Source organism: Aliidiomarina minuta (genome assembly GCF_003987145.1).
Lineage (GTDB): Bacteria > Pseudomonadota > Gammaproteobacteria > Enterobacterales > Alteromonadaceae > Aliidiomarina > Aliidiomarina minuta.
In genome coordinates this window covers 224,267-245,922 of sequence record NZ_PIPL01000002.1, presented here as the reverse complement: position 1 = coordinate 245,922, position 21,656 = coordinate 224,267, and the positions used below count along the sequence as shown (strand labels likewise).

At 46.3% G+C, this 21,656-nt stretch carries 24 protein-coding genes and 1 pseudogene; 8 read left to right on the top strand and 17 right to left on the bottom strand.

Features of this window, described 5'->3' with window-relative positions:
• Positions 1-143: 143 nt before the first annotated feature.
• The 4 genes from CWE09_RS11455 to CWE09_RS11440 are packed head-to-tail and all read left to right on the top strand — an operon-like array spanning position 144 to position 3,431.
• Positions 144-860: a TVP38/TMEM64 family protein gene (locus CWE09_RS11455; RefSeq protein ID WP_126804174.1), complete on the top strand. Its 717-nt coding sequence runs from the start codon at positions 144-146 to the stop codon at positions 858-860.
• Positions 861-870: 10 nt separating this feature from the next.
• Complete coding sequence (locus tag CWE09_RS11450) at positions 871-2,205, top strand: MGDG synthase family glycosyltransferase (RefSeq protein WP_126804173.1); 1,335 nt, start codon at positions 871-873, stop codon at positions 2,203-2,205.
• Positions 2,206-2,221: 16 nt separating this feature from the next.
• Positions 2,222-2,812 (top strand): YkoP family protein, encoded by a 591-nt coding sequence (locus CWE09_RS11445; RefSeq protein WP_126804172.1) that lies wholly within the window; start codon positions 2,222-2,224, stop codon positions 2,810-2,812.
• Positions 2,790-3,431, top strand: coding sequence for a polysaccharide deacetylase family protein (locus CWE09_RS11440; RefSeq protein ID WP_126804171.1), 642 nt, complete (start codon positions 2,790-2,792; stop codon positions 3,429-3,431). The genes CWE09_RS11445 and CWE09_RS11440 overlap by 23 nt, the downstream gene beginning before the upstream one ends.
• A 43-nt stretch (positions 3,432-3,474) precedes the next feature.
• On the opposite strand, the gene CWE09_RS11435 is transcribed toward CWE09_RS11440, so the two are convergent.
• The gene (locus CWE09_RS11435) at positions 3,475-4,056 is read right to left on the bottom strand and encodes a thioredoxin family protein (protein ID WP_126804170.1); all 582 of its coding nucleotides are present in this window, start codon (positions 4,054-4,056) and stop codon (positions 3,475-3,477) included.
• A gap of 189 nt (positions 4,057-4,245) precedes the next feature.
• Here CWE09_RS11435 and CWE09_RS11430 point away from each other — a divergent pair, with 189 nt between their 5' ends.
• Complete coding sequence (locus tag CWE09_RS11430; RefSeq protein WP_126804169.1) at positions 4,246-5,073, top strand: MipA/OmpV family protein; 828 nt, start codon at positions 4,246-4,248, stop codon at positions 5,071-5,073.
• 562 nt (positions 5,074-5,635) lie between these two features.
• Here the strand turns inward: CWE09_RS11430 and CWE09_RS11425 are convergent.
• The 6 genes from CWE09_RS11425 to CWE09_RS14365 form a co-directional block, all read right to left on the bottom strand.
• Positions 5,636-6,175 (bottom strand): GNAT family N-acetyltransferase, encoded by a 540-nt coding sequence (locus tag CWE09_RS11425; protein ID WP_126804168.1) that lies wholly within the window; start codon positions 6,173-6,175, stop codon positions 5,636-5,638.
• Positions 6,176-6,383: 208 nt separating this feature from the next.
• The gene (locus CWE09_RS11420) at positions 6,384-7,238 is read right to left on the bottom strand and encodes a DMT family transporter (RefSeq protein WP_126804167.1); all 855 of its coding nucleotides are present in this window, start codon (positions 7,236-7,238) and stop codon (positions 6,384-6,386) included.
• Positions 7,239-7,343: 105 nt separating this feature from the next.
• On the bottom strand, positions 7,344-7,625 hold the full coding sequence (locus CWE09_RS11410; RefSeq protein WP_126804166.1) for a type II toxin-antitoxin system Phd/YefM family antitoxin: 282 nt from the start codon (positions 7,623-7,625) through the stop codon (positions 7,344-7,346).
• Between the two features lie 153 nt (positions 7,626-7,778).
• Positions 7,779-8,537, bottom strand: a complete 759-nt coding sequence (locus CWE09_RS11405) for a hypothetical protein (RefSeq protein WP_126804165.1) — start codon at positions 8,535-8,537, stop codon at positions 7,779-7,781.
• Positions 8,538-8,992: 455 nt separating this feature from the next.
• Positions 8,993-10,102, bottom strand: coding sequence for a restriction endonuclease, SacI family (locus tag CWE09_RS11400; RefSeq protein WP_126804164.1), 1,110 nt, complete (start codon positions 10,100-10,102; stop codon positions 8,993-8,995).
• Positions 10,103-10,119: 17 nt separating this feature from the next.
• Positions 10,120-10,326: a helix-turn-helix domain-containing protein gene (locus tag CWE09_RS14365; protein ID WP_420808000.1), complete on the bottom strand. Its 207-nt coding sequence runs from the start codon at positions 10,324-10,326 to the stop codon at positions 10,120-10,122.
• 128 nt (positions 10,327-10,454) lie between these two features.
• Between CWE09_RS14365 and CWE09_RS11390 the strand changes: the two genes are divergently transcribed.
• On the top strand, positions 10,455-11,675 hold the full coding sequence (locus tag CWE09_RS11390) for a DNA cytosine methyltransferase (RefSeq protein WP_126804163.1): 1,221 nt from the start codon (positions 10,455-10,457) through the stop codon (positions 11,673-11,675).
• A 469-nt stretch (positions 11,676-12,144) separates the two neighbouring features.
• Positions 12,145-13,181: pseudogene (locus tag CWE09_RS11385) on the top strand (IS3 family transposase); the annotation flags it as partial.
• Here CWE09_RS11385 and CWE09_RS11380 read toward each other — a convergent pair.
• The 5 genes from CWE09_RS11380 to CWE09_RS11360 all read right to left on the bottom strand — a co-directional run bounded on the left by CWE09_RS11380 (position 13,154) and on the right by CWE09_RS11360 (position 14,974).
• Positions 13,154-13,462 (bottom strand): type II toxin-antitoxin system RelE/ParE family toxin, encoded by a 309-nt coding sequence (locus CWE09_RS11380; RefSeq protein ID WP_126804161.1) that lies wholly within the window; start codon positions 13,460-13,462, stop codon positions 13,154-13,156. The pseudogene CWE09_RS11385 and the gene CWE09_RS11380 sit on opposite strands and share 28 nt — an antisense overlap.
• Entirely contained in the window at positions 13,462-13,716 is a 255-nt protein-coding gene (locus tag CWE09_RS11375) for a type II toxin-antitoxin system ParD family antitoxin (protein WP_126804160.1), read from the bottom strand. Before CWE09_RS11375 ends, CWE09_RS11380 begins: the two co-directional genes overlap by 1 nt.
• 171 nt (positions 13,717-13,887) lie before the next feature.
• A complete protein-coding gene (locus CWE09_RS11370; protein ID WP_126804159.1) occupies positions 13,888-14,259 on the bottom strand; it encodes a GIY-YIG nuclease family protein in 372 nt (123 codons plus the stop codon).
• 89 nt (positions 14,260-14,348) lie between these two features.
• Positions 14,349-14,591 (bottom strand): hypothetical protein, encoded by a 243-nt coding sequence (locus tag CWE09_RS11365; RefSeq protein ID WP_126804158.1) that lies wholly within the window; start codon positions 14,589-14,591, stop codon positions 14,349-14,351.
• Positions 14,592-14,620: 29 nt separating this feature from the next.
• Complete coding sequence (locus CWE09_RS11360; RefSeq protein ID WP_126804157.1) at positions 14,621-14,974, bottom strand: hypothetical protein; 354 nt, start codon at positions 14,972-14,974, stop codon at positions 14,621-14,623.
• 169 nt (positions 14,975-15,143) lie between these two features.
• On the opposite strand from CWE09_RS11360, the gene CWE09_RS11355 reads away from it, so the two are divergent.
• Positions 15,144-16,187, top strand: a complete 1,044-nt coding sequence (locus CWE09_RS11355; protein ID WP_126804156.1) for an IS110 family RNA-guided transposase — start codon at positions 15,144-15,146, stop codon at positions 16,185-16,187.
• Positions 16,188-16,675: 488 nt separating this feature from the next.
• On the opposite strand, the gene CWE09_RS11350 is transcribed toward CWE09_RS11355, so the two are convergent.
• The 5 genes from CWE09_RS11350 to CWE09_RS11325 form a co-directional block, all read right to left on the bottom strand.
• Entirely contained in the window at positions 16,676-17,440 is a 765-nt protein-coding gene (locus tag CWE09_RS11350; RefSeq protein ID WP_126804155.1) for a hypothetical protein, read from the bottom strand.
• An 827-nt stretch (positions 17,441-18,267) separates the two neighbouring features.
• Positions 18,268-19,122: a DUF2971 domain-containing protein gene (locus tag CWE09_RS11345; protein ID WP_126804154.1), complete on the bottom strand. Its 855-nt coding sequence runs from the start codon at positions 19,120-19,122 to the stop codon at positions 18,268-18,270.
• A gap of 487 nt (positions 19,123-19,609) precedes the next feature.
• Positions 19,610-20,404 (bottom strand): hypothetical protein, encoded by a 795-nt coding sequence (locus tag CWE09_RS11335; protein WP_126804153.1) that lies wholly within the window; start codon positions 20,402-20,404, stop codon positions 19,610-19,612.
• Positions 20,405-20,487: 83 nt separating this feature from the next.
• Positions 20,488-21,132 carry a hypothetical protein gene (locus CWE09_RS11330; RefSeq protein ID WP_126804152.1) on the bottom strand — a complete coding sequence of 215 codons (645 nt, stop codon included), beginning with the start codon at positions 21,130-21,132 and terminating at the stop codon, positions 20,488-20,490.
• A gap of 114 nt (positions 21,133-21,246) precedes the next feature.
• Positions 21,247-21,507, bottom strand: a complete 261-nt coding sequence (locus CWE09_RS11325) for a DUF3892 domain-containing protein (RefSeq protein ID WP_126804151.1) — start codon at positions 21,505-21,507, stop codon at positions 21,247-21,249.
• Between the last annotated feature and the right edge of the window lie 149 nt (positions 21,508-21,656).

Genomic DNA, 21,656 nt, shown 5'->3' with positions numbered 1-21,656 from the left:
ACTTGAGGTGTTATTTCAAGGGGGGTTCCCTGTCGCTAAACAATCCCGTTGATTGGTAGTGACCAAGATCCCTGTCTATGCTTTAGGAGTCCAGCCGCAGAGCACCGTGCATTGTAAAAACAGATTATTACCGGAACTACCTTATGCAAAAAATATTTTTTCGTAACACGAGCATATCCCCGGCCAAACTGGCGCGCTGGCAGTTAGTGGGAGCGTCAGTTTTTTTTGTAACCATAGCGGCTCTGATGTTCACTGTTCCCAACGAGCAATTGCAGGATCTATTGCAGAGTCTGCTTGATAATCAAGGCTGGGTGGCCAGCCTGACACTCATCGGGGTCTATGCTCTGGCCGTTGTTCTGATGGCACCGCTATCCCCCTTTGCGGTAACTGCAGGGCTGTTTTTTGGTTTCTGGCAAGGCTCAGTCATCTCGCTTATAGCAGTAAATACTGGCGCTTTAATCAGTTTCTTAATCACACGTCACTTCATTAATCGCAAGGGGCTTAGCCATGATTGCTTTCGTACTTCATCCCACTCCAAATCCATGCGCCTGCTGACAAGTAGCGACATCAGGATAATCAGTTTATTGCGAGTGAACCCTCTGGTTCCCTTTAGCCTTCATAACTACCTGTACGGTGCGGCCTGCACCGACTTACGATCGTATCTGTGGGGGACCTTTCTGGGGAGCGCCCCCTTAACTCTGCTCCTCGTGTACTTTGGAGTCGCAGGCCGGACTATCTACAGCGCCGAAGACTCATTCGGCACCTGGGAATACAGCATGATCGGACTGGGAATCGTCTTTTCAATTGTTTTACTGGCACTCACCAAATATGCCAGGTCGGTCAGTCATATGAGCTCATAAGGACATAGCTATGAAAGTATTATTTCTTACGTCGCAGTTAGGTTTCGGTCATATTCGTGCCGCCAATGCAGTGGAGCAAGCGTTACAAGACCATTTTCCAACTCTAAGCTGCGAATACCTGGATTTGTGGTCGCTGATGGATGAAAAAGTCGCCGCAGCGGTAAAGGGTAGTTATCTTCGAATGACCCAGGACTATCCGGACTATTATCAGAAGCTTTATGATCTCGACAAAGCAGTCTGGCAACAGCTCAGCGGCGAGGCCCCTTTAGACGAAGGCATTAAACAATTCTTAGCAGACCAGCAGAGGCACTGGTTTCCCCAGCAGACCCGTTGGCTGCCTATCAGCCCACATAATCTGGATAGTGCGCTATTAAATAGTTATGTCCATTTGCTGGTTAACCAGGACGAGAGAAGCAGTTATTCAATCATGCTACGCAGCTTACTACTGCTCATACGAACGGTGCTGTTACACCGCATGAAAGAACGGGTAGAAAATATCGCTCCTGACGTTGTCGTAGCCACACAAATGTACCCCGCTGCGCTGTTTTCTCAACTGAAACGAAAACAACAGTTCAGTGATATCCCATCGCTGGGCGTACTCACCGACTATGGCCTGCAAAAAGTGTGGGTAAAACCGACTACCGATGGGTATTGCGTACCTTCCCAGGCCGTTGCCGATCAATTGTTGGCGTGGGGCGTACCCCCAGACAGTATCTATAAGACGGGCATTCCTCTGGACCGGCAATTCGATAATCCCCCGTCTCAGAGCGAGGCACGAGCCGCATTGAAATTAAATCTCCGTAAGCCGACCGTGCTGGTGACCGGCGGCCAGTATGGAATTGGTCTGGTGCCAACCCTGGAATGCTTGTGCAAAGCCGGAAATGACCTGCAAATACTAGTCACCGCCGGCAATGTCGACATTGGCAGCCCCAGTTTGCAAGCTTTGCAGGAAACTTACCCTTCTCAGATAGTGCTCTTCGACTGGGTAGAAAATATGGCGCAGCTTATTGCCGCAGCCGATGTTGTAGTAGGCAAACCCGGGGGTTTATCAGTAAGCGAGGCGCTGGCGTGTGGACGCCCCTTCTTCGCTACCTGCTCACTGGGCGGTCAGGAAGCACATAACATCCGGTTTTTAAAACAGCAAGGCATAGGAGATAAACTATCGCCCGCGCAGCTATCAGCTCGCTTAGAACACTTATTCGCCGAACCTGAAATACTCGCTGCCATGCAAAAACGTGCCTATCAGACAGGTCTTCGCAATGCGGCAGAACAGGTCGCTCTGCGTATTATCGCCCGCTTGCCGGCTTCGCACAGCCCAACCGCAGCGCCCACTATTAACCAGTAAATCAGGGATTGAAATCATGTTCAGATCATATGCCTGGCGACTTTTGAACACCTGTTACCTAAGCTACGACAGAGCCTACCGTCGCTTGCATCGACTAGAGCCGGTTGATGATTTTTTGCTGATAAAAAGGCAGTACTACCAGGGGGACCCAAGGGTATTCCGGGATGGAACCCAAGTGACCGAGGGTGATGCAATTCTGGTGCTGCATTTTAACAACGACTTTATGGCTCGGTTACACGATCGCAGTGAGAAAACCTCCTCTCGTCGCGTGGTCTGGTCTTTTGGGAAAGCGCTCATACAATCTATGGCACGGCTAAGCGAGAACCTGCAGACCCAGACCGCACCCCATGAAATAAAAGCCATCACAGGGGTGACCTGGTTTAAAACTCATGGTGACAAAGTGGGCTTTGAGAGCCATCCGTTGCCGGCAGGCTGGCGACGGAAGCTATTGCACTGGCACTTCCGGCTGTTGTTGTTAGCCCTTTTTCCGCAACTGCAGGCTCACCAGAATGGTCAGCTAGTACCCCATCAGTTCTGGCTAACACCTGCACAGCTGCATAATAACGTCGAAGGAGAGCGCTCCCATGTGGCCCAACGGTTTTCTTAACATCACCAGCCGGGGGCGTCGGTCTGAGTCACAGGTCTATCTAACCTTCGACGATGGCCCGGATCCCCGTTTTACACCCTCCCTACTGGATATACTCGCGCAGCATCAGATCAAAGCCAGTTTTTTCGTGCTCGCCGATGCCTGTGCGGCCTATCCAGAGCTGGTACGCCAGACAGCGGAGGCTGGACACGATATAGGTATTCACAGCTACTCCCACGCTCATCCCTGGCGGTTACGCCAAGCCGAAGCCCGTGAAGAATTGCACCGCTGCTACCATACGCTAGCCAACATTACCGGAAACCCTCCCAGCCTGTTCCGCCCCGCCTACGGCCGCATCCGACCAGCCACCCTACAGGAAGCCAGAGCGTTACAGTTACATACCGTGTTGTGGAATCGCAGCGTTATCGACTGGGGCGCATGGGGAACCTTAGCTGGAGTAAGCCGACGTCTCGCAGCATTAAAACCAGGGGATATCGTATTAATGCACGACGCCAGACCAGACACCAACCGACCAGAGACCACCCTCACCGCATTGCAGAGCTTTCTCAACACCGACAAAGCAGCCAGCTTGGAGTTTAGTGGCCTCTCGCACCTGACAAAAAAACGCTTTCGGAACTGAAGCAGCAGTTCAGCCACCATCACAAAATCCCACAGCAGAATTATTATCTAAGTAATTCTTTCAGTTGGCTTTTAGTCATTGAGCCGCTTTTTCTAACTAGTTCACTGCCATTTTTAAAGACTATAACGGTTGGTAAACCCCTTACTGCATATAACTTACTGAGTTTTGAGCTCAGAGACACATCAATTTTAGCCACAACCACCTTGCCAGAATACTCCTTTGCCAGGCTAGTAATCGCCTTGTCCATTAACAGACAAGGACCACACCATTGCGCCCAAAAGTCCACTAACACAGTGCCCTGCCCAGAGATCAGCTCTTGCAGCTCATCAGCTGAACTTACATTAACAGGGTCTCCTACAACCAATTCTTTTCTATTCAACTTTTTGGAAATGGCAGAAAAAGGCCATTTAAAAATTGCGATAAAATTAGTAGTAATCAACGCAGCAAATAATACTATCCAGCCCAATATCTTAACCGGAAACAGGTAAGCTGGAGCTTTAGCAATGAAGTTTTCTATGCTGTTTAATTTGTCGGTAATTCGGTTACCAAGACTCATTGTTAATCCAGGGCTTCGGTCATTTTCAGGTTTTTTGGCATGTACATAAGTTCCTTGTAGTTGAACCACCAGTTGCGTCTAAGACAAACATATTGCCACGAAACATATCGTGCTCAAACAGTTTGCAAGAAAACAGCAAATAAGACATTAAAATTAGAACTCTAATCTAAGATCGCTTTTCCCGAATTGCTCGTATACTTAAAAAATAACCACAGTCTCGGGCGCCTGGTGTCTGGGCGCACACTGGAAAAAATCACCATGAAAACATTCACAAGTTTACTGTCGGTCCTGCTCCTACAGGGCTTTTTATCTCAAACTGCCTTAGCGCAAGAAGAACGAACAGCGATGGTGCCTTTACCTTCACAGGACGACTTCACCCGAGGTGAAGACGGCTGGGCGCTCGGATTAGGCCTTGGCATTGAATATGAAACCGCCTACGAAGGGTCGGACGAATTTGGCTTTGAAGTCGACCCTGCCGGTGCATTGCAGTGGCGCCGGGGGAACAACATTTTCTATTTTGCCGGTGAAGCCATCGGCTGGCGTGGCCTTCGTGCTGATACCTGGCTACTTGAGGCTCTGGTGGGCTTTGAGGAAGGCCGTGAAGAAAGTGATTCCGACAAGGGCTATCTGGATGGCCTTGGTGACGGCGATGAAGGGCTGGAACTCGTATTACAAGCACGCCATGCGTTCAGTGCCGACTGGCGTTACTGGTTGGTTGGCCGCTTGGTCACCGGCGAAAACGGCAACCTGGGCTTATTTGGTGTCGGTCGCCGCTTCGGTGACCAACTCGACGGCTCCGGGCTCGAAGCGAACCTAGTGGCCGTGTTTCACGACAGCGAATTTGCCAATAAAGATTTCGGCATCACCGCACAGCAATCAGCGGCATCAGGGTTGAACGAAACCCGGGTAAGCAGTGGCCTGCGCTCAGTGGGAGTCGATTTCAACTATCGCCACCACATCAACGACAACTGGCAGATTTACGGCGAAGCACTGTACGAACACTTTAGCAGTGAGGTTCGCTCTAGCCCCATCGCTCGCAGCAACTACGAGGCCGAAATAGGCATTGGGTTCATTTACGTATTCTAGGTTGGTTTACTTTGCCCTGCCGGGCGTGGGATGTTCACCTTTACCGTACGAGCCCGTTTACTAACTGAAGCATCATGAACATGGTGGTGGCCCGGTCGCTGTGCGTTTTTGTCGAGAATTTTTAAGCGCATACTAATGATATTCTGAAAGCTCGAACCTATCAGACTTAATAAAATAACTCCTAATATCTTCTAAATTAATATTAGCGCTATAAACAAGCCCTGTTTTTATTGATTTTTTCTTACCCTGCATGACAGATAATGAAAACCGTTTAAAGATATAGGTTATTCTCACAATCTGAGAACAATTCAAATTTACCTTTTCACGCTCAGAGTAAAGTACTCCATTTACCACGTCCAAGGTGAAGTGCTTAGGAGCAATACAATACTGAAACAGATTAAGGATTAAATACAAGAGGGCAAAAGGTGCAGTACTCACAGATACTAGAAACCCCACAAATTGATGATCGTAAACGTCTGGATAAGATGAAAGTCCATAACCTCCAGCTACAACGATGATTATCAGCACAAAATATAACCGAGTATTCAAAGACTTCGTTAGCTTAATTACTGTCATTGTCATTCAATGTTTCCCATTGCTCAGAGGTTAGACGGTATAGACGCACCGCACGACCATAAAATTCCAGCTCATCAAAGCCGGAAAAACCCGCCTTCTCAGCGACCTTCAGCGATGCCGGATGCCCGGGCTCTATGATAACTACCACTGACTTGCAAAGTTTCTGTGTAAAAACATAACTCAGAACGGCTCTAGCCGCCTCAGATGCCAGCCCTTTATTCCAATAGCGTCTGGCAAGCCGATAGCCGAGACTTATTTCTTCGACATCAGCGACCATTTCTGGCCCGGCACTGCAGAAGCCTATGAGTTCAGAAGATTTCTTATCAATTAATGCCCATGGCCCCGCGCAATGCGACTCATAACAGGATAAGGACCACTCAATAAATTCCCGGGTAGCGGCCTCATCACAAACGCCCCGAACCGAGTGTTTCATCACCTCAGGATCGCTGAGAATTTCCGTCAACGCAGGAACATCCTCGAGGGACAGCCGCCTTACAATCAATCTATCCGTTTCACAAATCTGCACCAGAGTCTCCTTGTGCGTAACGCAAAGCACACACGAGCTGCGTATTGTCAGGCATTTTTTCTACCCAGAACTGACCATTGCTGAAAAGTACCTACCGCAAATAGACCGCCAATAAACAAACATATAGCTGCAATGGCAACCAACTCCAGAAGTAACGAGCATAGGATACCAGAGTCCTGGCTCAATCCATCGCAATGCTCTGAGCCGCTTACGGGCGGTCGGCAGTATGTTGCTTTTGCCAGATAACCAGCGCAACGCCACCGAGAATAGCGATAGACGCCAATGCAAAGCGCAGAGTTATTGGTTCACCCAGAATAATAATACCGCCCACAGCCGCAATCACAGGAACACTCAGCTGAATAGTAGCCGCCTTCGTAGCCTTCAACATAGGCAGAACCCGGTACCAAATCGCGTACCCCACCCCGGAAGCCAGTGCACCCGACGCCACGGCGTACCAGAACCCAGCCATGTCCAGCGATGCGCCGTTCAACATAAACAGGCTCATGATTAGCGTGATCGGAACCGCACGCAGAAAATTTCCCGTGGTTACCCGCGTAGGATCACCTGACCCTTTCCCGCGTAGGGAATAGACACCCCATGCAACCCCGGCCGCCAGCATCAATACCGAACCCAACAATGGCGGTGTCGAAAGTCCCGGCAGCAATAAGCCAACAAGCCCCCCAAAAGCCACAGCAAGGCCAATCAGTTGCAGTTTAAGCAAACGTTCACCCGCCCACATACCATAGCCAATCATGGTCGTTTGTACGGCACCAAAAAGCAGCAAAGCCCCGGTTGCCGCCGGCAGACTTATATAGGCAAAAGAAAAGCCAGCCGCATACACAAACAAGGCTATTGCCGACAGCCAGTTGCCTGCACCGGCCGCTGTGCCTTGCCTGAACCTCAGAATTAACCAAAGCACCACTGCACCAGAAAGCAACCGAATAGTCGTAAAGCTAGCGGCGTCAATGCTGGTATGCATAAGCGCCGCCCGGCAAAGCAGCGAATTAGCGGCAAAAGCAATCATGGCTAGCATTGTAAGCACGATGATGCGTGTGTATGGCATTTTATGTTTCATCAACCCAAGCCGATGCCGCACTCGGCTTATCTTCGGCAATGTGTTGCGCAATACTTTCCACTCGCTCTAACGCAAGCGGGGACCACACTATTTTCATTGAGTTAACTTACTCAAAATGCGCAATTTCGCATCTTCATGGAATATTCCTGCACCATTAGCAATTTGCTCTTCAGCGCGGTACACCTCTTCGAGCACTTCCAGGCGCTCTTGCATCTTTTCATACTCTTGAACATCAACCAGCACTGCAACCCCGCGGCCTCGCTGGGTGAGTACCATAGGTCGCCGCGTCTCCTGAATCTGCTTCACAAACTTTGCAACTCCGGCCCGGAATTCAGATAAAGGTCGAATATCTTCGTCAACACGAACCCTTGTCATGGCCACCACCTACGTACAATAAAATGTACTTATGAATGTACGTTAGAGTCTTGGGATTGGCAAGGTAAGGATGCGTGAAACATAACGCTGCCAACACGCGCAGCTTTGAAGTGCAGGGATCTACTTAGCTCACTGTGGCGAAAATGAAAGCACTTAGCGTCTCTGCCTAAATATCTTCTTACCTATGTACTGGTTCATCAGATGCCTTGTATCGCCGGCGATCTGAGTTAATTCAGTCAGCTCAGAGATAAGAGGCGAAGCTGCATTGAAATAAGCTCCTGCCCGCGTCACAACCTTGACCTCGTCAATATTCCGGATCAAGCGATATTGATGCATGGCATCGGCATCACGATGCGCTATGGTTTTATTCCGTATCTCGCGAAACTCTTCGTGCAACTCAGCTTGAATTTTCCTAACGTTCTCAAGCTCCTTCATTAATCGCTGTCGACGATACTTGGATGGGCCGAAGTAATTAATCGCCTCCCGAAACTCCTTACCCGCTACTTTGCTTAAATCCAACTCATACATCATCAGTGCAACATTTCGGGCCAATAATTTTCGTAACCACCAATCCTTGGCAGTCAGAAGATCAACCTTGATTGCAGCAATGTCTCGGTTGGCAGTCAAAAAAAATAACGATACGCGGTGAACAGCCATTGAGTGCTTTAACTTAAGTCTCTCTGCTCCCCGGTAGGCATAAAGCACTGACTCATGAGCGGCAACAAGAGCTTTTTGACTCTCTTTCGCTTCCCTACGCACCCTACCACGCGCTAACCGTCTACCAAGGTTCTTGCTGAGCCGTATACCAACGTATCGCCCCCAACGCGCTGCCAATCCAGGCTTTCCATCAGCCAGACGAATTAGGAGGCTCTTTTTCCTTTCATTGTCTTCGTCATAATCATACTCCATCATCTAGCACTCCATATGAGGCACTTAACGCCGCCGGCTTTCCCTAAACCCTACTTAATTTATATAAAGCGCTTCAAACCCGATTTCTACATCCACTAAAAAATTAGTCGCTTTGATAAACCATTCTGCTGGCGTGCATCACTACTCTGAACGAGTGCGCTTACACCGGTGCTGAACCTGAAACTAACTGGGACGAAACTGTAACCCGCTTTTTGACTAGGACAGATACCGGTTAACCGATGAATGTCTAGTGCCCCAGACCAACCTGCAAGGAGCAACCCGGTTTGGCAGTGGTTAACCACCGCACTAAGAGAGCCTCAATAGGTGTTTGCTGTAAGCCACCAACAGCCAACGATGACAGACGAAGCAGGCTCACTGGCTCAGGGATTTGGTATTGGCCGCTAACGCGGCGGCCAATAAAAACTAGTGCCTAATGACAGAACGAAGGCTCATAGGTGTTATGTGCTATTTTGACTACTTGCCTTACCCTCCCAGAAAGATACAGCATTCTGACTCACTCCAAGTTCTGTTAGGTAGTTTCCAATAGCTTGATATGTGCTTGCCATATTTAAGACGGCATTATCACTTGAAAATGTTATACAGGATTTTATAAATTCCTCCCAGCTAAAATAGACAGATAGCTTGCATCCCATATCTCTTGCTCGCTCATAAACTTCAATATACTGATCAATGACTTGACGATTACTTACCGCAAGGAATACAACGTTATCCACATCAAGAGATTTAGCCTTCTCAATGCTCGATAATATTTCCGCTGAGCCCACAGGCTTATCCTTAACCTCGACTGCAATTCTAATCGAATTTGAGTCGCTAGGGGAATGAATAGCAATATCTAGCGGAAAATTTCTATCTGGATCGTTTACATGACCTACATCAATATTGTCACTTCCGAATAATACGGCTAGACAGCCCGACGCAACGGATTGAGCTATGCGTCCTTCTTCGCTACCTAGCTTCATGAGTTCCTCTACAGCATCAATTAAAGTAGGGAGGACCAGATAGTCGCCCGCCTCTTCACCTACACTAAATACTGACTGAAAATCATTTCTTCTTACATTTATAAAGCCCCGCAAAGCAGATTTGGCATCGTCTGTAGTTGTATATGTTGCGAGTAAGTTTAGGCATTCAATTAGAAATGCGTATCCGTTCTTATTTCGAACATTTCGAATTTCATCAATTCTTGCTTTTCCTATAAAAGGTGTATTGTTTAGTGGATTTGCTCCATTTGCCCCTAAATCTATGCCTAATAGAGCCCGGCTTTTAGCCCATACGTTATCAGCAAGTGATCGGGCAGAATACGATGTATCGCTCCCATCACGCTCGAGCAAACAATATACATCTACTCCAGGGTCGATAGTTTTTGCCAGCATTGCAGTGCCTAGGGCCGCAACAAACGTTGAGCTTTTTCGATATGGACATAGTTCCGTTAGTCGTTCAATCCGTCCAGTCCACTCAATGGATATAGTGTCTTCAATGTTATCAAGAGAATTTTGGTACTCTTTGAAAAGAATTTTTTTTGCTTGTAAATGATCAATATTTATTGTCATGTCTTTACATCGGCCTTTTATAGTTCTTTAGACTCATTCGTGAATTCGAGTAAATCTTGAATGTCGCAATTAAAATATGAGCAAAGAGCGTCTATCGTAGCCAAAGTAGTGTTGTAATCCGGTCTAGAGCCTACAGCCTCCAAAGTTGCCTTAGACAAACCAGTAAGCTCCGCAAGCTCATGATAAGTAAGCTTACAGCCATTCTTTTTACCGTAGGCGGACATCAGTTCTCGTAATTTTACTTCAATCACTTGTACTCTCAATACAATCTTGGTACTGTTGGAAAGGTTTATGATCGCGGCAGTTGCGAGCATCCGTAACAAAACTTCCTAAGGTAAATGAAATAGATAATATGCTCAAGACAATTAGCTTATATACAGGTGCAGGAGGTCTTGATCTGGGTCTCGAAGCAGCAGGATTTGAAACAACTGTTGCCGTTGAATTTAACAAGTGGGCTTGTGAGACTATTAACCACAACAGGCCTCAATGGAATGCACTTCATCGCGACATTCACGATGTACCTAGCAGCGAGATAGTTGAAGTAGGTGGTTTTTCGAATGAAGAGCCAAGCCTATTAATAGGCGGGCCTCCTTGCCAGCCATTTTCGAAAGCAGCTTACTGGTCAAAAGGTGATACCAAAAGACTAGATGACCCTAGGGCTGATACGCTCACCGCCTATTTGAGAGTTTTAAGGGACTTAAAGCCAAAAGCATTCTTAATGGAAAATGTCTTTGGTATTACTTATAAAGGAAAAGATGAAGCTATAGATCTTTTGAAAGGAATTATTAGCAAAATAAATTCAGAAGAAGGTACTAACTATAACTTTAATTTAGGCGTTATTAATGCAGCTGACTTTGGAGTACCCCAGGTCAGAGAAAGGGTTTTTATAATTGGCTCAAGAGATGGGGCAGAGTTTAAATTTCCCATACCAACTCATAAAAAACCAGAAGATTGCGACAATGATTTATTTCCTTTGGAAAATTGGAGAACTGCTTGGGATGCTATAGGTGATCTAAATTCTTTAAATCACGCAGATATTGCAGCAACTGGGAAATGGGCTGATCTGTTACCAAGCATTCCTGAAGGAAAGAACTATTTACATCACACAAACAGGGGAGACGGGCTTCCTTTGTTTGGTTGGCGTACTCGATATTGGAGCTTTCTTTTAAAACTCGCAAAGAATAAGCCATCTTGGACGATACAGGCTCAACCGGGGAGCGCAATAGGCCCTTTCCATTGGAAGAACCGCAGACTATCCACTCGTGAGCTTTGTCGTTTTCAAACATTTCCTGACGATTATGAAATATTAGGCGGTAGAACCGAGGTTCAAAGGCAGTTAGGTAATGCCGTCCCGAGTTTGATTGGAGAAATTCTGGGAAGAGAAATCAAGCGGCAATTTTTTAATATTACTGAAAAAGAACCTTTGAAACTCCTACCAAAAGTGAATACTGCTCCGTACAAAAAACAACCAGTAAAGGCAGTGCATGAAAAATATCATGATTTATTGGGAGAGCATCTTGATCATCCTGGAACTGGAAAAGGGCCACAAGCTTTGAAGTCGAGTGACACATAAGATTTTTATAGTGTGCGAACTCTTTTTCTCAAACCCTCGTTTCGGCCAGACATGGAATCAGAGTATTGGAATAACGAAGAATTAGAACTGAGCATGTTCGTGTTGCTTTCACGCTGTGTCTGATATCCTTCGCCACACTCAATTATCCTATTGATATTAAAAGACTTATTTTAACCAGGTAAGCATACGTGTGCGCTATAAACATTTGATTGGGGATTCGGCTCGCTCATCAAAAAGGTTCTCGACCTATTCAAGCATTCAACTAACTACCCCAAAGTAGTACTGGTTTGTATCGAGCATAAGTGCGACGCCATTAGAATGATTTCCCCAGATCAGAATCAAAGTGTGTCTGTAATTCGGATGCACCCTTCTTGGCCTAACTAGTTATCTTCAACCAACTCTTTCAACTGACTTTTTGTCAATGAACCACTTTTTCTAAGAGCTTCATCTGTAGTGGCATAGTTAATTTGGCCACCTGATTAGAGCTGTTATGATGACACCAGAGCAGGTGGAAATCCGCGAGCTTAAAAAGCGTGTTGAGCGCCTTGAGTTAGAAAAGGATATATTAAAAAAGGCTTCAGCTCTGTTGATGTCGGACTCCATGAAACACTCGCGTTAATCGAGAGACTGAGTCAGAGCAATACCCGCCGGTATTCGGTAAAAGATTTGTGCGAGGTACTGGACGTCCACCGCAGCACATTTAAATACTGGCAGCGACGAGATAAACGTATCTCGCCAGAGGCTATCAAGCTTCGCAGCCTGGTGCGCAAAGCGCACCGTTTAAGTAATGGCTCAGCCGGCGCCAGAACGGTCGCTGACATGATTACCAATGATGATACGCACAGCATTACGCTGACACGGTATCGCGCTGGGCGCTTGATGAAGAAGCTAGAGCTGGTTAGCTGCCAGCTACCGAAGCATGCTTATAAGAAAGCGGCACAAGAGCATGCCGCTATTCCAAACTTATTGGACCGTCAGTTTGCAGTGACGGCGCCCAATCAAGTGTGGTGCGGCGATGTCAGCTTTATCTGGACGGGCAGCCGCTGGGCTTACCTAGCTGTTGTTATTGACTTGTTTGCGCGACAACCAGTTGGCTGGGCAATGAGCCATTCACCAGACAGTAACTTAACGCGTCAGGCGTTAACGATGGCGTTTGAGCGCAGGGGACAGCCAAAGGGCGTGATGTATCACAGCGATCAAGGCTGTCATTATACCAGCCGTAAATTCAGACGATTAATCTGGCGTTATCGAATGACACAGAGCATGAGTCGTCGCGGAAATTGTTGGGACAACAGCCCCATGGAACGCTTCTTTAGAAGCTTAAAAACGGAATGGGTACCAACCACTGGCTATCGAAGTTTTACGGAAGCTAAGCAACGGATCAGCGATTATATTCTCGGTTATTACTGTCGATTGAGACCGCACTCGTACAACGGTGGATTAACACCATCTGAGTCGGAGAAACGGTACTGGAATAACTACAAACCCGTGGCCAATATTACTTGACCACTACAGACCATGTCCTCGTGAAGCACTCGAACAATAAGAATTTCCGCTTCAAGCACTTTATAAAATACTACGTGCCGCTCTACCTGCAATCTGCGATATCCCGGAAGAACATGGGAATAGTTGGTGCCGAGTGACGGATGATTCATTAGCTGTGTCATGCCTGCTTCCAGCTGTTCCAGATATTTATCGGCCTGTTCCACATTCCATTCTTCGCAGGTATATACCCAAATTCCGATAAGGTCTGATTCCGCTTTTGGCGTGACGCTCAGCTTGCTCACTATCTGGCTGCCTTCATCCGTTTACGGCCCGCTGCCTTAACAGCGGATATATTAAGAGGCTTAGATTCGCCGCTTGATTCACCTTCGACAAGGGCGTTCCGAAGCATACTAATACGTTCCTGGGCTTGCTGGTCGCGCCGGATAAGGTCGCGAATATACTCGCTATCATTACCAAAGTGACCGCTCTCAATCTGGCGTTTCACCCACCCGTCCTGTTGTTCAGTCAGCGTGATGGTTTTTCGATGCATGCTCATAAGCGATGCTCCTGATACAGTGGAAGTATGACAATATCATACTATACGCGACTACCTGTCTGTTCAACACGGTGTTTTTCAAGCCAGTGCTTAGAGTTCAGCGACAAAACCCCACACCTCAAAGCCAGAACCTGCTCCTACACTGCAAACGGATAGTCCGGAAACGCCATGCTAGCCAACGCCCAGGTGTGCCGGGCCAAGTCGACCGACTGTATAAGACTCAAGTAATGCTCTGAGTCGACTATCCTCAACTTCTATATATTTGAAGCTATGGCCACTTCTTAATTGGCTGCCGTCCCCAGCAAAATACGCCCGAACAAATGATGACTGTCCTTGTAGATGATTCCTGAGCCTTTGATACAGGCCTCCCTTACCGCGTGGTGTCTGCCCCACATGCAATACTGCACCATCCGGATCGATCACAACGTATACGCATTTATTCGTCGGCGCTAGAAGCTGCTTGCGCTGGTTGGGAAAAGGCTCAGCTCTTGCGGCTTCTAAATTAGCAAAGAGCTTCGCTATGATCTCGAACTCCTCAGTCATATACAATTTCCTACAAACAGAAGATACAGCACGACGAATCGGTTCGACTGCCGTTACTGATTAGATATATTCCGGTTAGAAAACCTAAATTACTCATTTACCTGAGCTAACGGATAAAGTTGATTGATTATTTCTGCACTATCCTCCAGAGGCTTGTATGGCCACGGAGAAATGCAGGTACTGCCATGAGCGTAAGTATTTCTAAAGAAAGGGATGTTTTCCTTTAATACTGTTAAGTAATCCCAGTATTGTGGTTCTTCCGGTAATTTTGTGCCGAGCACTTTAGCCATTTCCACGTTATCCTGATGTTGCAAAGCTCGACGTTCAGCCACTCTTTGCCACCGTGAAAACTTCTCGTTGGTCAACCACCCCTTATTGATGGCGCGTTGAAGTAACTTCTTAAATGAAGCCTTTTTGTTACCCGTTTTTCTTTAAGAGCGAACTCTACTGAGATGAACGCATGCAACTCGGCGACTGGAACAAACCGGTATACGTGCCAAGCAAATAGTGCAAGATTCTTTGCCGTTTCAAAATGAACCACTACAGAATCTGGAACCTCATCATTTAAGTTTATTTCCTGAATGGGTTTCGCGTTCCGTTCCAGAGAAATTGATTCAACACCATTTTGTTCGATGTGCCCAAAAGCACTCCACCTAGGATCGGGAGCTTGCATGTGCTCTAGGGCGCGTAAACATTCAGGGTCGAATTTGGTCATATTCTGTTTTCACACACAACGCCGCCAACACCCGCAGCTTTGAAGTGGAGGCGCAGCCGCAACGGAATAGCTGTCGCCGTGATTGGCCTTGATACTCATTGAGCCTTCTCCCCAGTCTAGCCAGCTTGGCTAAACTGGAAGGCGACGAAACCAAAAAGGAGAAGACCCAATGAACTTTTACAATAGCACCCATCAGCATTATTGTGGAATCGATCTGCATGCCCGCAGTCTTTATGTTTGCATCATCAGTCAGCAAGGTGAAACCCTCCTGCATAAGGAGATCCCCGCCAAACCAGACGCGTTGATTGAACTTATCACGCCTTACTCAGATGATCTTGTTATCGGCGTTGAGTGCATGCACTGTTGGTACTGGATCGCTGACTTTTGCGACGACCATGATATTGAGTTTATTCTCGACCACGCGTTATATATGAAGGCTATTCATGGCGGCAAAACCAAAAATGACAGCGTGGACTCCTTCAAAGTTGCTGCCTTAATGCGCGGTGGAAACTTTCCACTAGCCTATGTCTATCCGCGCAATATGCGGGCAACTCGTGACTTGTTGCGTCGCAGAACCAATCTGGTACGCCACGGCGCTGATATGAAAGCTCATGTCGTAAACACCACCAGCCAATACAATTTGCCGTCCAACAAGGTCAACCTAAAAAATGTCGGTGCTCGTGAGCAACTCAATACCACCTTCACAGATTCCGTTGTACAACGAAATATCAGCCTCGATATGGCGGTACTCGAGTGCTACCACCGGGAGCTCAGTCAGGTGGAATGGTTTCTGGAAAAACAAGCTATCAAACACCAACCCGCGTACTTTTACCTGCTAAAAACAATCCCAGGCATCGGTCGAATACTCGCACTGACCATTCTCTATGAAATCGGGGATATTCAACGCTTCGAGTCCGTTCAAAAATTTGCTTCTTACGCCAGGCTCATCAAATGCAAAGCTGAATCTGCCGGTAAAACCTATGGCACTCAAGGCAACAAAATTGGCAATGCTCACCTCAAATGGGCTTTCTCTGAAGCCGCAGTTTTATACCTCAGAGGCAATCCGGGTGCTCAGCAATTATTACAACGCTTCCAAAAGCGCATGAACAAGGCCAAAGCCTTATCGGCTTTAGCCCACAAGCTAGGCCGCGCCGTCTATTTCATGTTAAAGAACGAGAAAATATTCAATGAACAACGCTTTTTAACGAGTTAGTCACGCAGCAGGATGATGATCAACGTCTAACTGGATCATAACGGAGTGTGCTGAAAACCGGCGTCTGCTGACTGGATATACAACCCGCAAACCCGTTTTCTACACCCACTACGAAGCCCGCCGCCTTGATTATCCATCCTGCTGGCGTGCATCAGTACTCTGAGCGAGTACGCTTACACCGGTGCTGAACCTGAAACTAACTGGGACGAAACTGTAACCCGCTTTTTGACTAGGACAGATACCGGTTAACCGATGAATGTCTAGTGCCCCAAGCCAACCTGCAAGGAGCAATCCGGCTTGGTAGTGGTTAACCACCACACTAAGAGAGCCTCAATAGGTGTTTGCTGTAAGCCACCAACAGCCAACGATGACAGACGAAGCAGGCTCACTGGCTCAGAAATTTGGTATTGGCCGCTAACGCGGCGGCCAATAAAAAAATAGTGCCTATTGACAAGACGAAGGCTCATAGGTGTTAGTCGCCAACTCCACTAACTTCGGTTCGCTTGCTGCCAATTGTCAAAAAACAACTCGCCAAACTCGGAAACCGCCATGGCGTCACTTAGAAGCTGCGGGTGCAGTAGCACTGGGCTGCGAGCCCCATCCTCTTCAAACGAATGTAGGAACGCTGGCATTGGTTTACCCAGATTACGTTGCTCACCTTCCATTTGCTCTAGCCTTTCGAAATCGTGCTCGCGAATACATCGGGCTTTCTCGCTCTCCAACTCATTGAACCGTTCCCCTTCTTCTGGTGTGAACTGCGCAAGAGGAATATACAGTGGTATACGGTGCGCAAGAGCGTCACGATAGCTTTTGAGATAATTCTCGTTCCATTGCCGGTGCTGCTCATTAGTTACGTAATCGCGTAGCGACTGAGGCAAAAATCTCTGTGTTCCGCGGCGTTGAAAGCCGACACCAAATTTTCCTCCGACCTGGTCTTCTAGGTCATGGAAGAGAACGAAGGCCCAGGCCAAATTGTCGAAAAGGCCAAACAAGTTTATTACATATGCTTGTAGATAGATCTGTACGTCGTGTATTCCGACTAGAGGGAGCGGGCGTTCAAGACGCAGTGGGAACGTTTCAAAGATGCGTGACATGGCTCGCCGCAGCACACTAATTCGCCTGCCCGCTCCAAAGAGCAAATATTCTCTTGCACGAGAGTCGTGCGGTAAGGCATGAGCGTTGGTGACGCACAAGATGTGAAGCTCGTCCAGGCGCGCCATGACTTCCGGATATCTCGCCTCAAATTCGACCATCTGCCTTTCAGTGTACACGTTTGCCCCTTGGCGCCTAGACACACTGACTCCCTGTGAAAGGGCTAGCCTCCGCATTTTCATGGGTTAGCTAACAGCCAGTGCCATAATTAGTTTGTTCAAGACTAAAGCATTTGGAGGCTAGCATGAACAAACATAGCATGATTTTTCTCGGATTAGATACTCATAAAGAGTTTCACGAAGTCGCCTATTGTTAAGAGCAACGGGGTGCTAAGGCGGAGTGATTAAGGTTGGCATTGTTCATCGCAAGATGAATAACCCACGGATACCAGCATAGCAACCGACGACATTACTGCCTCATCTGGTGCGTTAGCTCATTTTAATTAAGCCAGACAGAACTGATTATGGGCTGAAACAATGCCAGGATAACGCTTGCTTAAAGTTGACAAAGGGAGTCATACCAACGCCGCCATCTGCGGCGGCTGGAGCGTTTTTAGCGCGAAGCGCGTTCGTAAGCCGTCCGTCAGTATGGTCTGGTTATGTGATAGCCTGATTAAGGAGAAACTTCTTCTGCCTTGAATCCACCTATAACAGTCCCATCATCAAGCAGGAGCCTTATTGAAACAAGTTTCGAATCTAGCCCGTAGTCACTAAAAATGGATATGACCTTACCTTCTTCGCCGTCATATGAGCTACCAGTCTTAGAAACGAATAGATATTGGCCAATTCTTATGTGCTTTAGATTCATTATCTCTGACTCTTTTGGTTCACATAACGCCCTGTTAACAGGCAAAAAATAGCTGGTTAAAATTAGCGACGAAGGAGCAAAGCCAACTGTTTCTTGTCCTTGTTTAACAGTTTGTTAGCCGCTACCTTATTTGCCCAGTTAATCTGCTTGGACTTACTTTAGCTTTAGAGCAGAAATTTTGGATTAAGGAGTTAACTATTATTTTATGTGCAGAATCAACTTTAGGCCCAAGCACAACTTCCAAACTATCAAATATTAAATCATCGAGATCCATGAAGAAATACTCTTGAGAAACGCCCTTTTCAAAATTACGTAGCTCCCTAAGCATTAGCTCATTATAAGAGTCATTTGGCATTTTACTTTTTAGACTTCTAGGTGCCGCATTAAAACAATGTATTTTGAATCTCCACTCATATTGAAATGACCAAACTTTCTTTTTATATTTAGCAATTTCATCTGAGCTAATAGACGTTGTATCAGTTTCTTTGTTGTACTTTATTAAGTTCTGATTTAATAAAGTTGGATCATCAGTATATTCAACCTTCGAAGGCCAGACTTCATCTCTAAAACAAGTATTCATAACAAAATAATCTTCACCATGGAGCTTCTCATACGGCATTAAACATCTGATTTGTATTTTTGCCCCAGGAGGTGCCTTACTTGTATCCGCCAATTGAATAAATCTTGGCAATTCTGAGTGATCTATTATGTGAGTTTTAAACATACTCAGGGGTAATTTAATCCGCACTCCCATCATGTCTGGTGTATACATACTCCACAACGGTATTGACTCTTCTTCTTCTGCAGTCCAACAACTAACAAAATAATATTTTCGCCAATCAACTGCATCTTGAGATTGCCCTTCGGTTACATCATCAAGAAGATCTAATCTAGAAAAACGAATTTGACGGGATTCTAATATATGAGCTAGCCCCTCGATACTTGTGTAATGATATAAATATTCAGGCTTGCTCATGAATTTCCTTGTACGGCTAACGCTTGAGTTAAACCGTGCCGATTATCGGCGTCGACTTGAACGATTGGTTAGGCTACATTAACGCACTCTCTTCAGTGTGCCGATTTCCGAGCGATACGTATTCTGGTCGACCCTAGTTAATCGGATTGTGTGGCCTTTCGCCATCCCACTTTCATAACTTACTAACACATCATTCCCATGATGCTTGTATGAGACCCTGCTTATGATACCCATAGCTTCTTCTTCGTTATGCCGGTACACAATTGTCATTGGAACAACGCCTTCCAAACGCCACGTACCCTCTAAGTCCCCGGGACCGTTACTGCACGCACTCAAAGCCATCAAGCTTAGAAGTATCAGAGTAATAGAACATAAGTGCTTCATCGACTCTCCTAGTTAAAACTCTGTTGCCTAACGCCCGTAGCACGCGCGGCTTTGTAGTGGAGGCGAAGCCGCAACGAAAAAGACGTCACTGTGACTGCGATTGTTATACCAGCCATAAGTCATTCTCCTCTAGCTCCATAAACTCTAGATCTTGCCACCAAGAAACTAGGCTTTTAAATTCTTGTTCAAGCCATTTGTACTTTTCTAAGATTCTAGGTGTATCTTTGAACTCATTAATCTTCTTTTCGATATGGGTATAAACTTGATGTAAGTAAGACTCAAATGAGCCTGCATGCGGCGGGGATAGATACCATGTCCAGTACCGCTGGTAATAAAATCCGTCCTTGTCAAGCCCGAAAGATGCAGGAGCTAGAGGCATTTCGCCTTCTTTTAGCTCAAAAAATTCTATGATTTCAGGGTCAATAATTATTCTTGGATAAATCGCTACTTCTTCTTCAAGCGTAAATGCGCGAATGTATGAGCTTCCGAAAAGTATGCGGCCCCTATGAAATAACTTTCCTTTTGTTATGGCTCCTCGGCAAAAAATACCATCACAAGCTAGGTCGGCTGTGATTTTGTGGATTTTTCTCGATAGCCCTTTGAATCCATCAATGGTTGGCTCTGACGAAATTATTATGCAGTCGGAAACATATGTGAGTCGTGGATCCCCAAGCTCTTTCTCCATAAACCCATCTTCAGTTTTCTCGTATATAGGTAGGTCAGAACAGTAGTTTGGCTCATGGGCTTCTTCATCCATAAAATTTAAAACAGACTTGATTGTTCTTAGATATATGTCAGGCGTATTGTCTGCTTCGATATTGCGAACGATTTCTTTAAATCCAAGGATGTCAATGAATGCAACAAACCGCTCTTCCATTATTTCATCGCGAATCAGCATATTAACCTCTTTAGGTATAACGCTCAAAACAGCGGCGAGCGAAGCGAGTCCAGCCCGCTCGCGGGCGATGCTGATTTTGCTTGTTAGCTATGGTTACGTTCATAGTTAGTAACTATAAAATCTGTTTGTTCGGAAAAATCATCGAACTCACTAATTTTGAATGTGTTACAGCCATTATTAGTTAAATGAAACGCGATGATTTCTCCTCCTATGTGAATGCGCTTACTCTTAGGAAAGGAGCTTTGAATTGATCGTTGTTGTTCCATCATTTTAGGTATTAACTCAAGCACGTTTCCTTCCAAAACGTCGCACTCGGGCTTTACTCCGGTACCATAACCAATTTCTTCAGATATAAAGTTGTTGGTTGATCTATACACAAAGCTAATTATTCTTCCAGTTTCTTCGGATATACCAAATTGATACAGGGTAGTTGTAAAACTTTCTGGGAGTGAATACTTTATTTTGTATTCACTCCATAAACCACGCAATCCTTCTGGGGTATGATAGTCAAGATTATAAATGCCTTTGACAATCATTCTAGCAGAAACACTTAGCGCCCATTCATTTGAAAATCCTCCTGCTCCAGTACCAGCAATTACCATTTTCAAATGAGGGATATAGTTTGCTTTTGAGCAAAAAAATGCAGGGTTTCCCTGAGTATCAACAGCTAAAGAATCTGTTGCTATTAGGGCCTGTGACTCATCAGTGTAAAAGATTAAAGATGACATGAATCTCCCTTTAAAAGCTAACGCCCCAAGCAGGGGCATATTTTGCGTTTTGAGCGCAGCGAAGCAAAATATGTCCCTTGCCTTGGATTGTTAGAGCGGACCGGACCTTAAACTTTAGCAGTCCGGTAGCTCTTCCAGGTTATTTTTGCCTTTTCCGTCACGGTCAGTTCTCAGGTGTTTCTTGCCACCAACGTTTACAACATGAATGTTAACTTTTGAACTCCCTACCATGACATAGTAGGAATGTCGGCCGCTATCAATATCGTCAATAGCATCATCTTTAGACCTTGGTGACCACCATTCGCCGGAATTGCACAGCTTCGTGATTACGTTCCCATCACCTTTTCCTGTTTTTGTAACCTTTCTATCTGCCATCGTCTTTCTCCTCTTTGGACTGACTGCTCTAACGCTTAAGTTAAACTGCGCCGATTATCGGCGTCGGCTTGAACGATTGGTTAGGCTGCATTAACGCACTCTCTTCAGTGTGCCGATTTCCGAGCGATACGTATTCTGGTCGACCCTAG

Bases quoted from the DNA above. Each gene is read 5' to 3' on its own strand.
- CWE09_RS11455 (WP_126804174.1), top strand. From the start codon at position 144: ATGCAAAAAATATTTTTTCGTAACACGAGCATATCCCCGGCCAAACTG.
- CWE09_RS11450 (WP_126804173.1), top strand. From the start codon at position 871: ATGAAAGTATTATTTCTTACGTCGCAGTTAGGTTTCGGTCATATTCGT.
- CWE09_RS11445 (WP_126804172.1), top strand. From the start codon at position 2,222: ATGTTCAGATCATATGCCTGGCGACTTTTGAACACCTGTTACCTAAGC.
- CWE09_RS11440 (WP_126804171.1), top strand. From the start codon at position 2,790: ATGTGGCCCAACGGTTTTCTTAACATCACCAGCCGGGGGCGTCGGTCT.
- CWE09_RS11430 (WP_126804169.1), top strand. From the start codon at position 4,246: ATGAAAACATTCACAAGTTTACTGTCGGTCCTGCTCCTACAGGGCTTT.
- CWE09_RS11420 (WP_126804167.1), bottom strand. From the start codon at position 7,238: ATGCCATACACACGCATCATCGTGCTTACAATGCTAGCCATGATTGCT.
- CWE09_RS11410 (WP_126804166.1), bottom strand. From the start codon at position 7,625: ATGACAAGGGTTCGTGTTGACGAAGATATTCGACCTTTATCTGAATTC.
- CWE09_RS11405 (WP_126804165.1), bottom strand. From the start codon at position 8,537: ATGATGGAGTATGATTATGACGAAGACAATGAAAGGAAAAAGAGCCTC.
- CWE09_RS11400 (WP_126804164.1), bottom strand. From the start codon at position 10,102: ATGACAATAAATATTGATCATTTACAAGCAAAAAAAATTCTTTTCAAA.
- CWE09_RS14365 (WP_420808000.1), bottom strand. From the start codon at position 10,326: ATGTCCGCCTACGGTAAAAAGAATGGCTGTAAGCTTACTTATCATGAG.
- CWE09_RS11390 (WP_126804163.1), top strand. From the start codon at position 10,455: ATGCTCAAGACAATTAGCTTATATACAGGTGCAGGAGGTCTTGATCTG.
- CWE09_RS11375 (WP_126804160.1), bottom strand. From the start codon at position 13,716: ATGAGCATGCATCGAAAAACCATCACGCTGACTGAACAACAGGACGGG.
- CWE09_RS11370 (WP_126804159.1), bottom strand. From the start codon at position 14,259: ATGACTGAGGAGTTCGAGATCATAGCGAAGCTCTTTGCTAATTTAGAA.
- CWE09_RS11360 (WP_126804157.1), bottom strand. From the start codon at position 14,974: ATGACCAAATTCGACCCTGAATGTTTACGCGCCCTAGAGCACATGCAA.
- CWE09_RS11355 (WP_126804156.1), top strand. From the start codon at position 15,144: ATGAACTTTTACAATAGCACCCATCAGCATTATTGTGGAATCGATCTG.
- CWE09_RS11350 (WP_126804155.1), bottom strand. From the start codon at position 17,440: ATGGTCGAATTTGAGGCGAGATATCCGGAAGTCATGGCGCGCCTGGAC.
- CWE09_RS11345 (WP_126804154.1), bottom strand. From the start codon at position 19,122: ATGAGCAAGCCTGAATATTTATATCATTACACAAGTATCGAGGGGCTA.
- CWE09_RS11335 (WP_126804153.1), bottom strand. From the start codon at position 20,404: ATGCTGATTCGCGATGAAATAATGGAAGAGCGGTTTGTTGCATTCATT.
- CWE09_RS11330 (WP_126804152.1), bottom strand. From the start codon at position 21,132: ATGTCATCTTTAATCTTTTACACTGATGAGTCACAGGCCCTAATAGCA.
- CWE09_RS11325 (WP_126804151.1), bottom strand. From the start codon at position 21,507: ATGGCAGATAGAAAGGTTACAAAAACAGGAAAAGGTGATGGGAACGTA.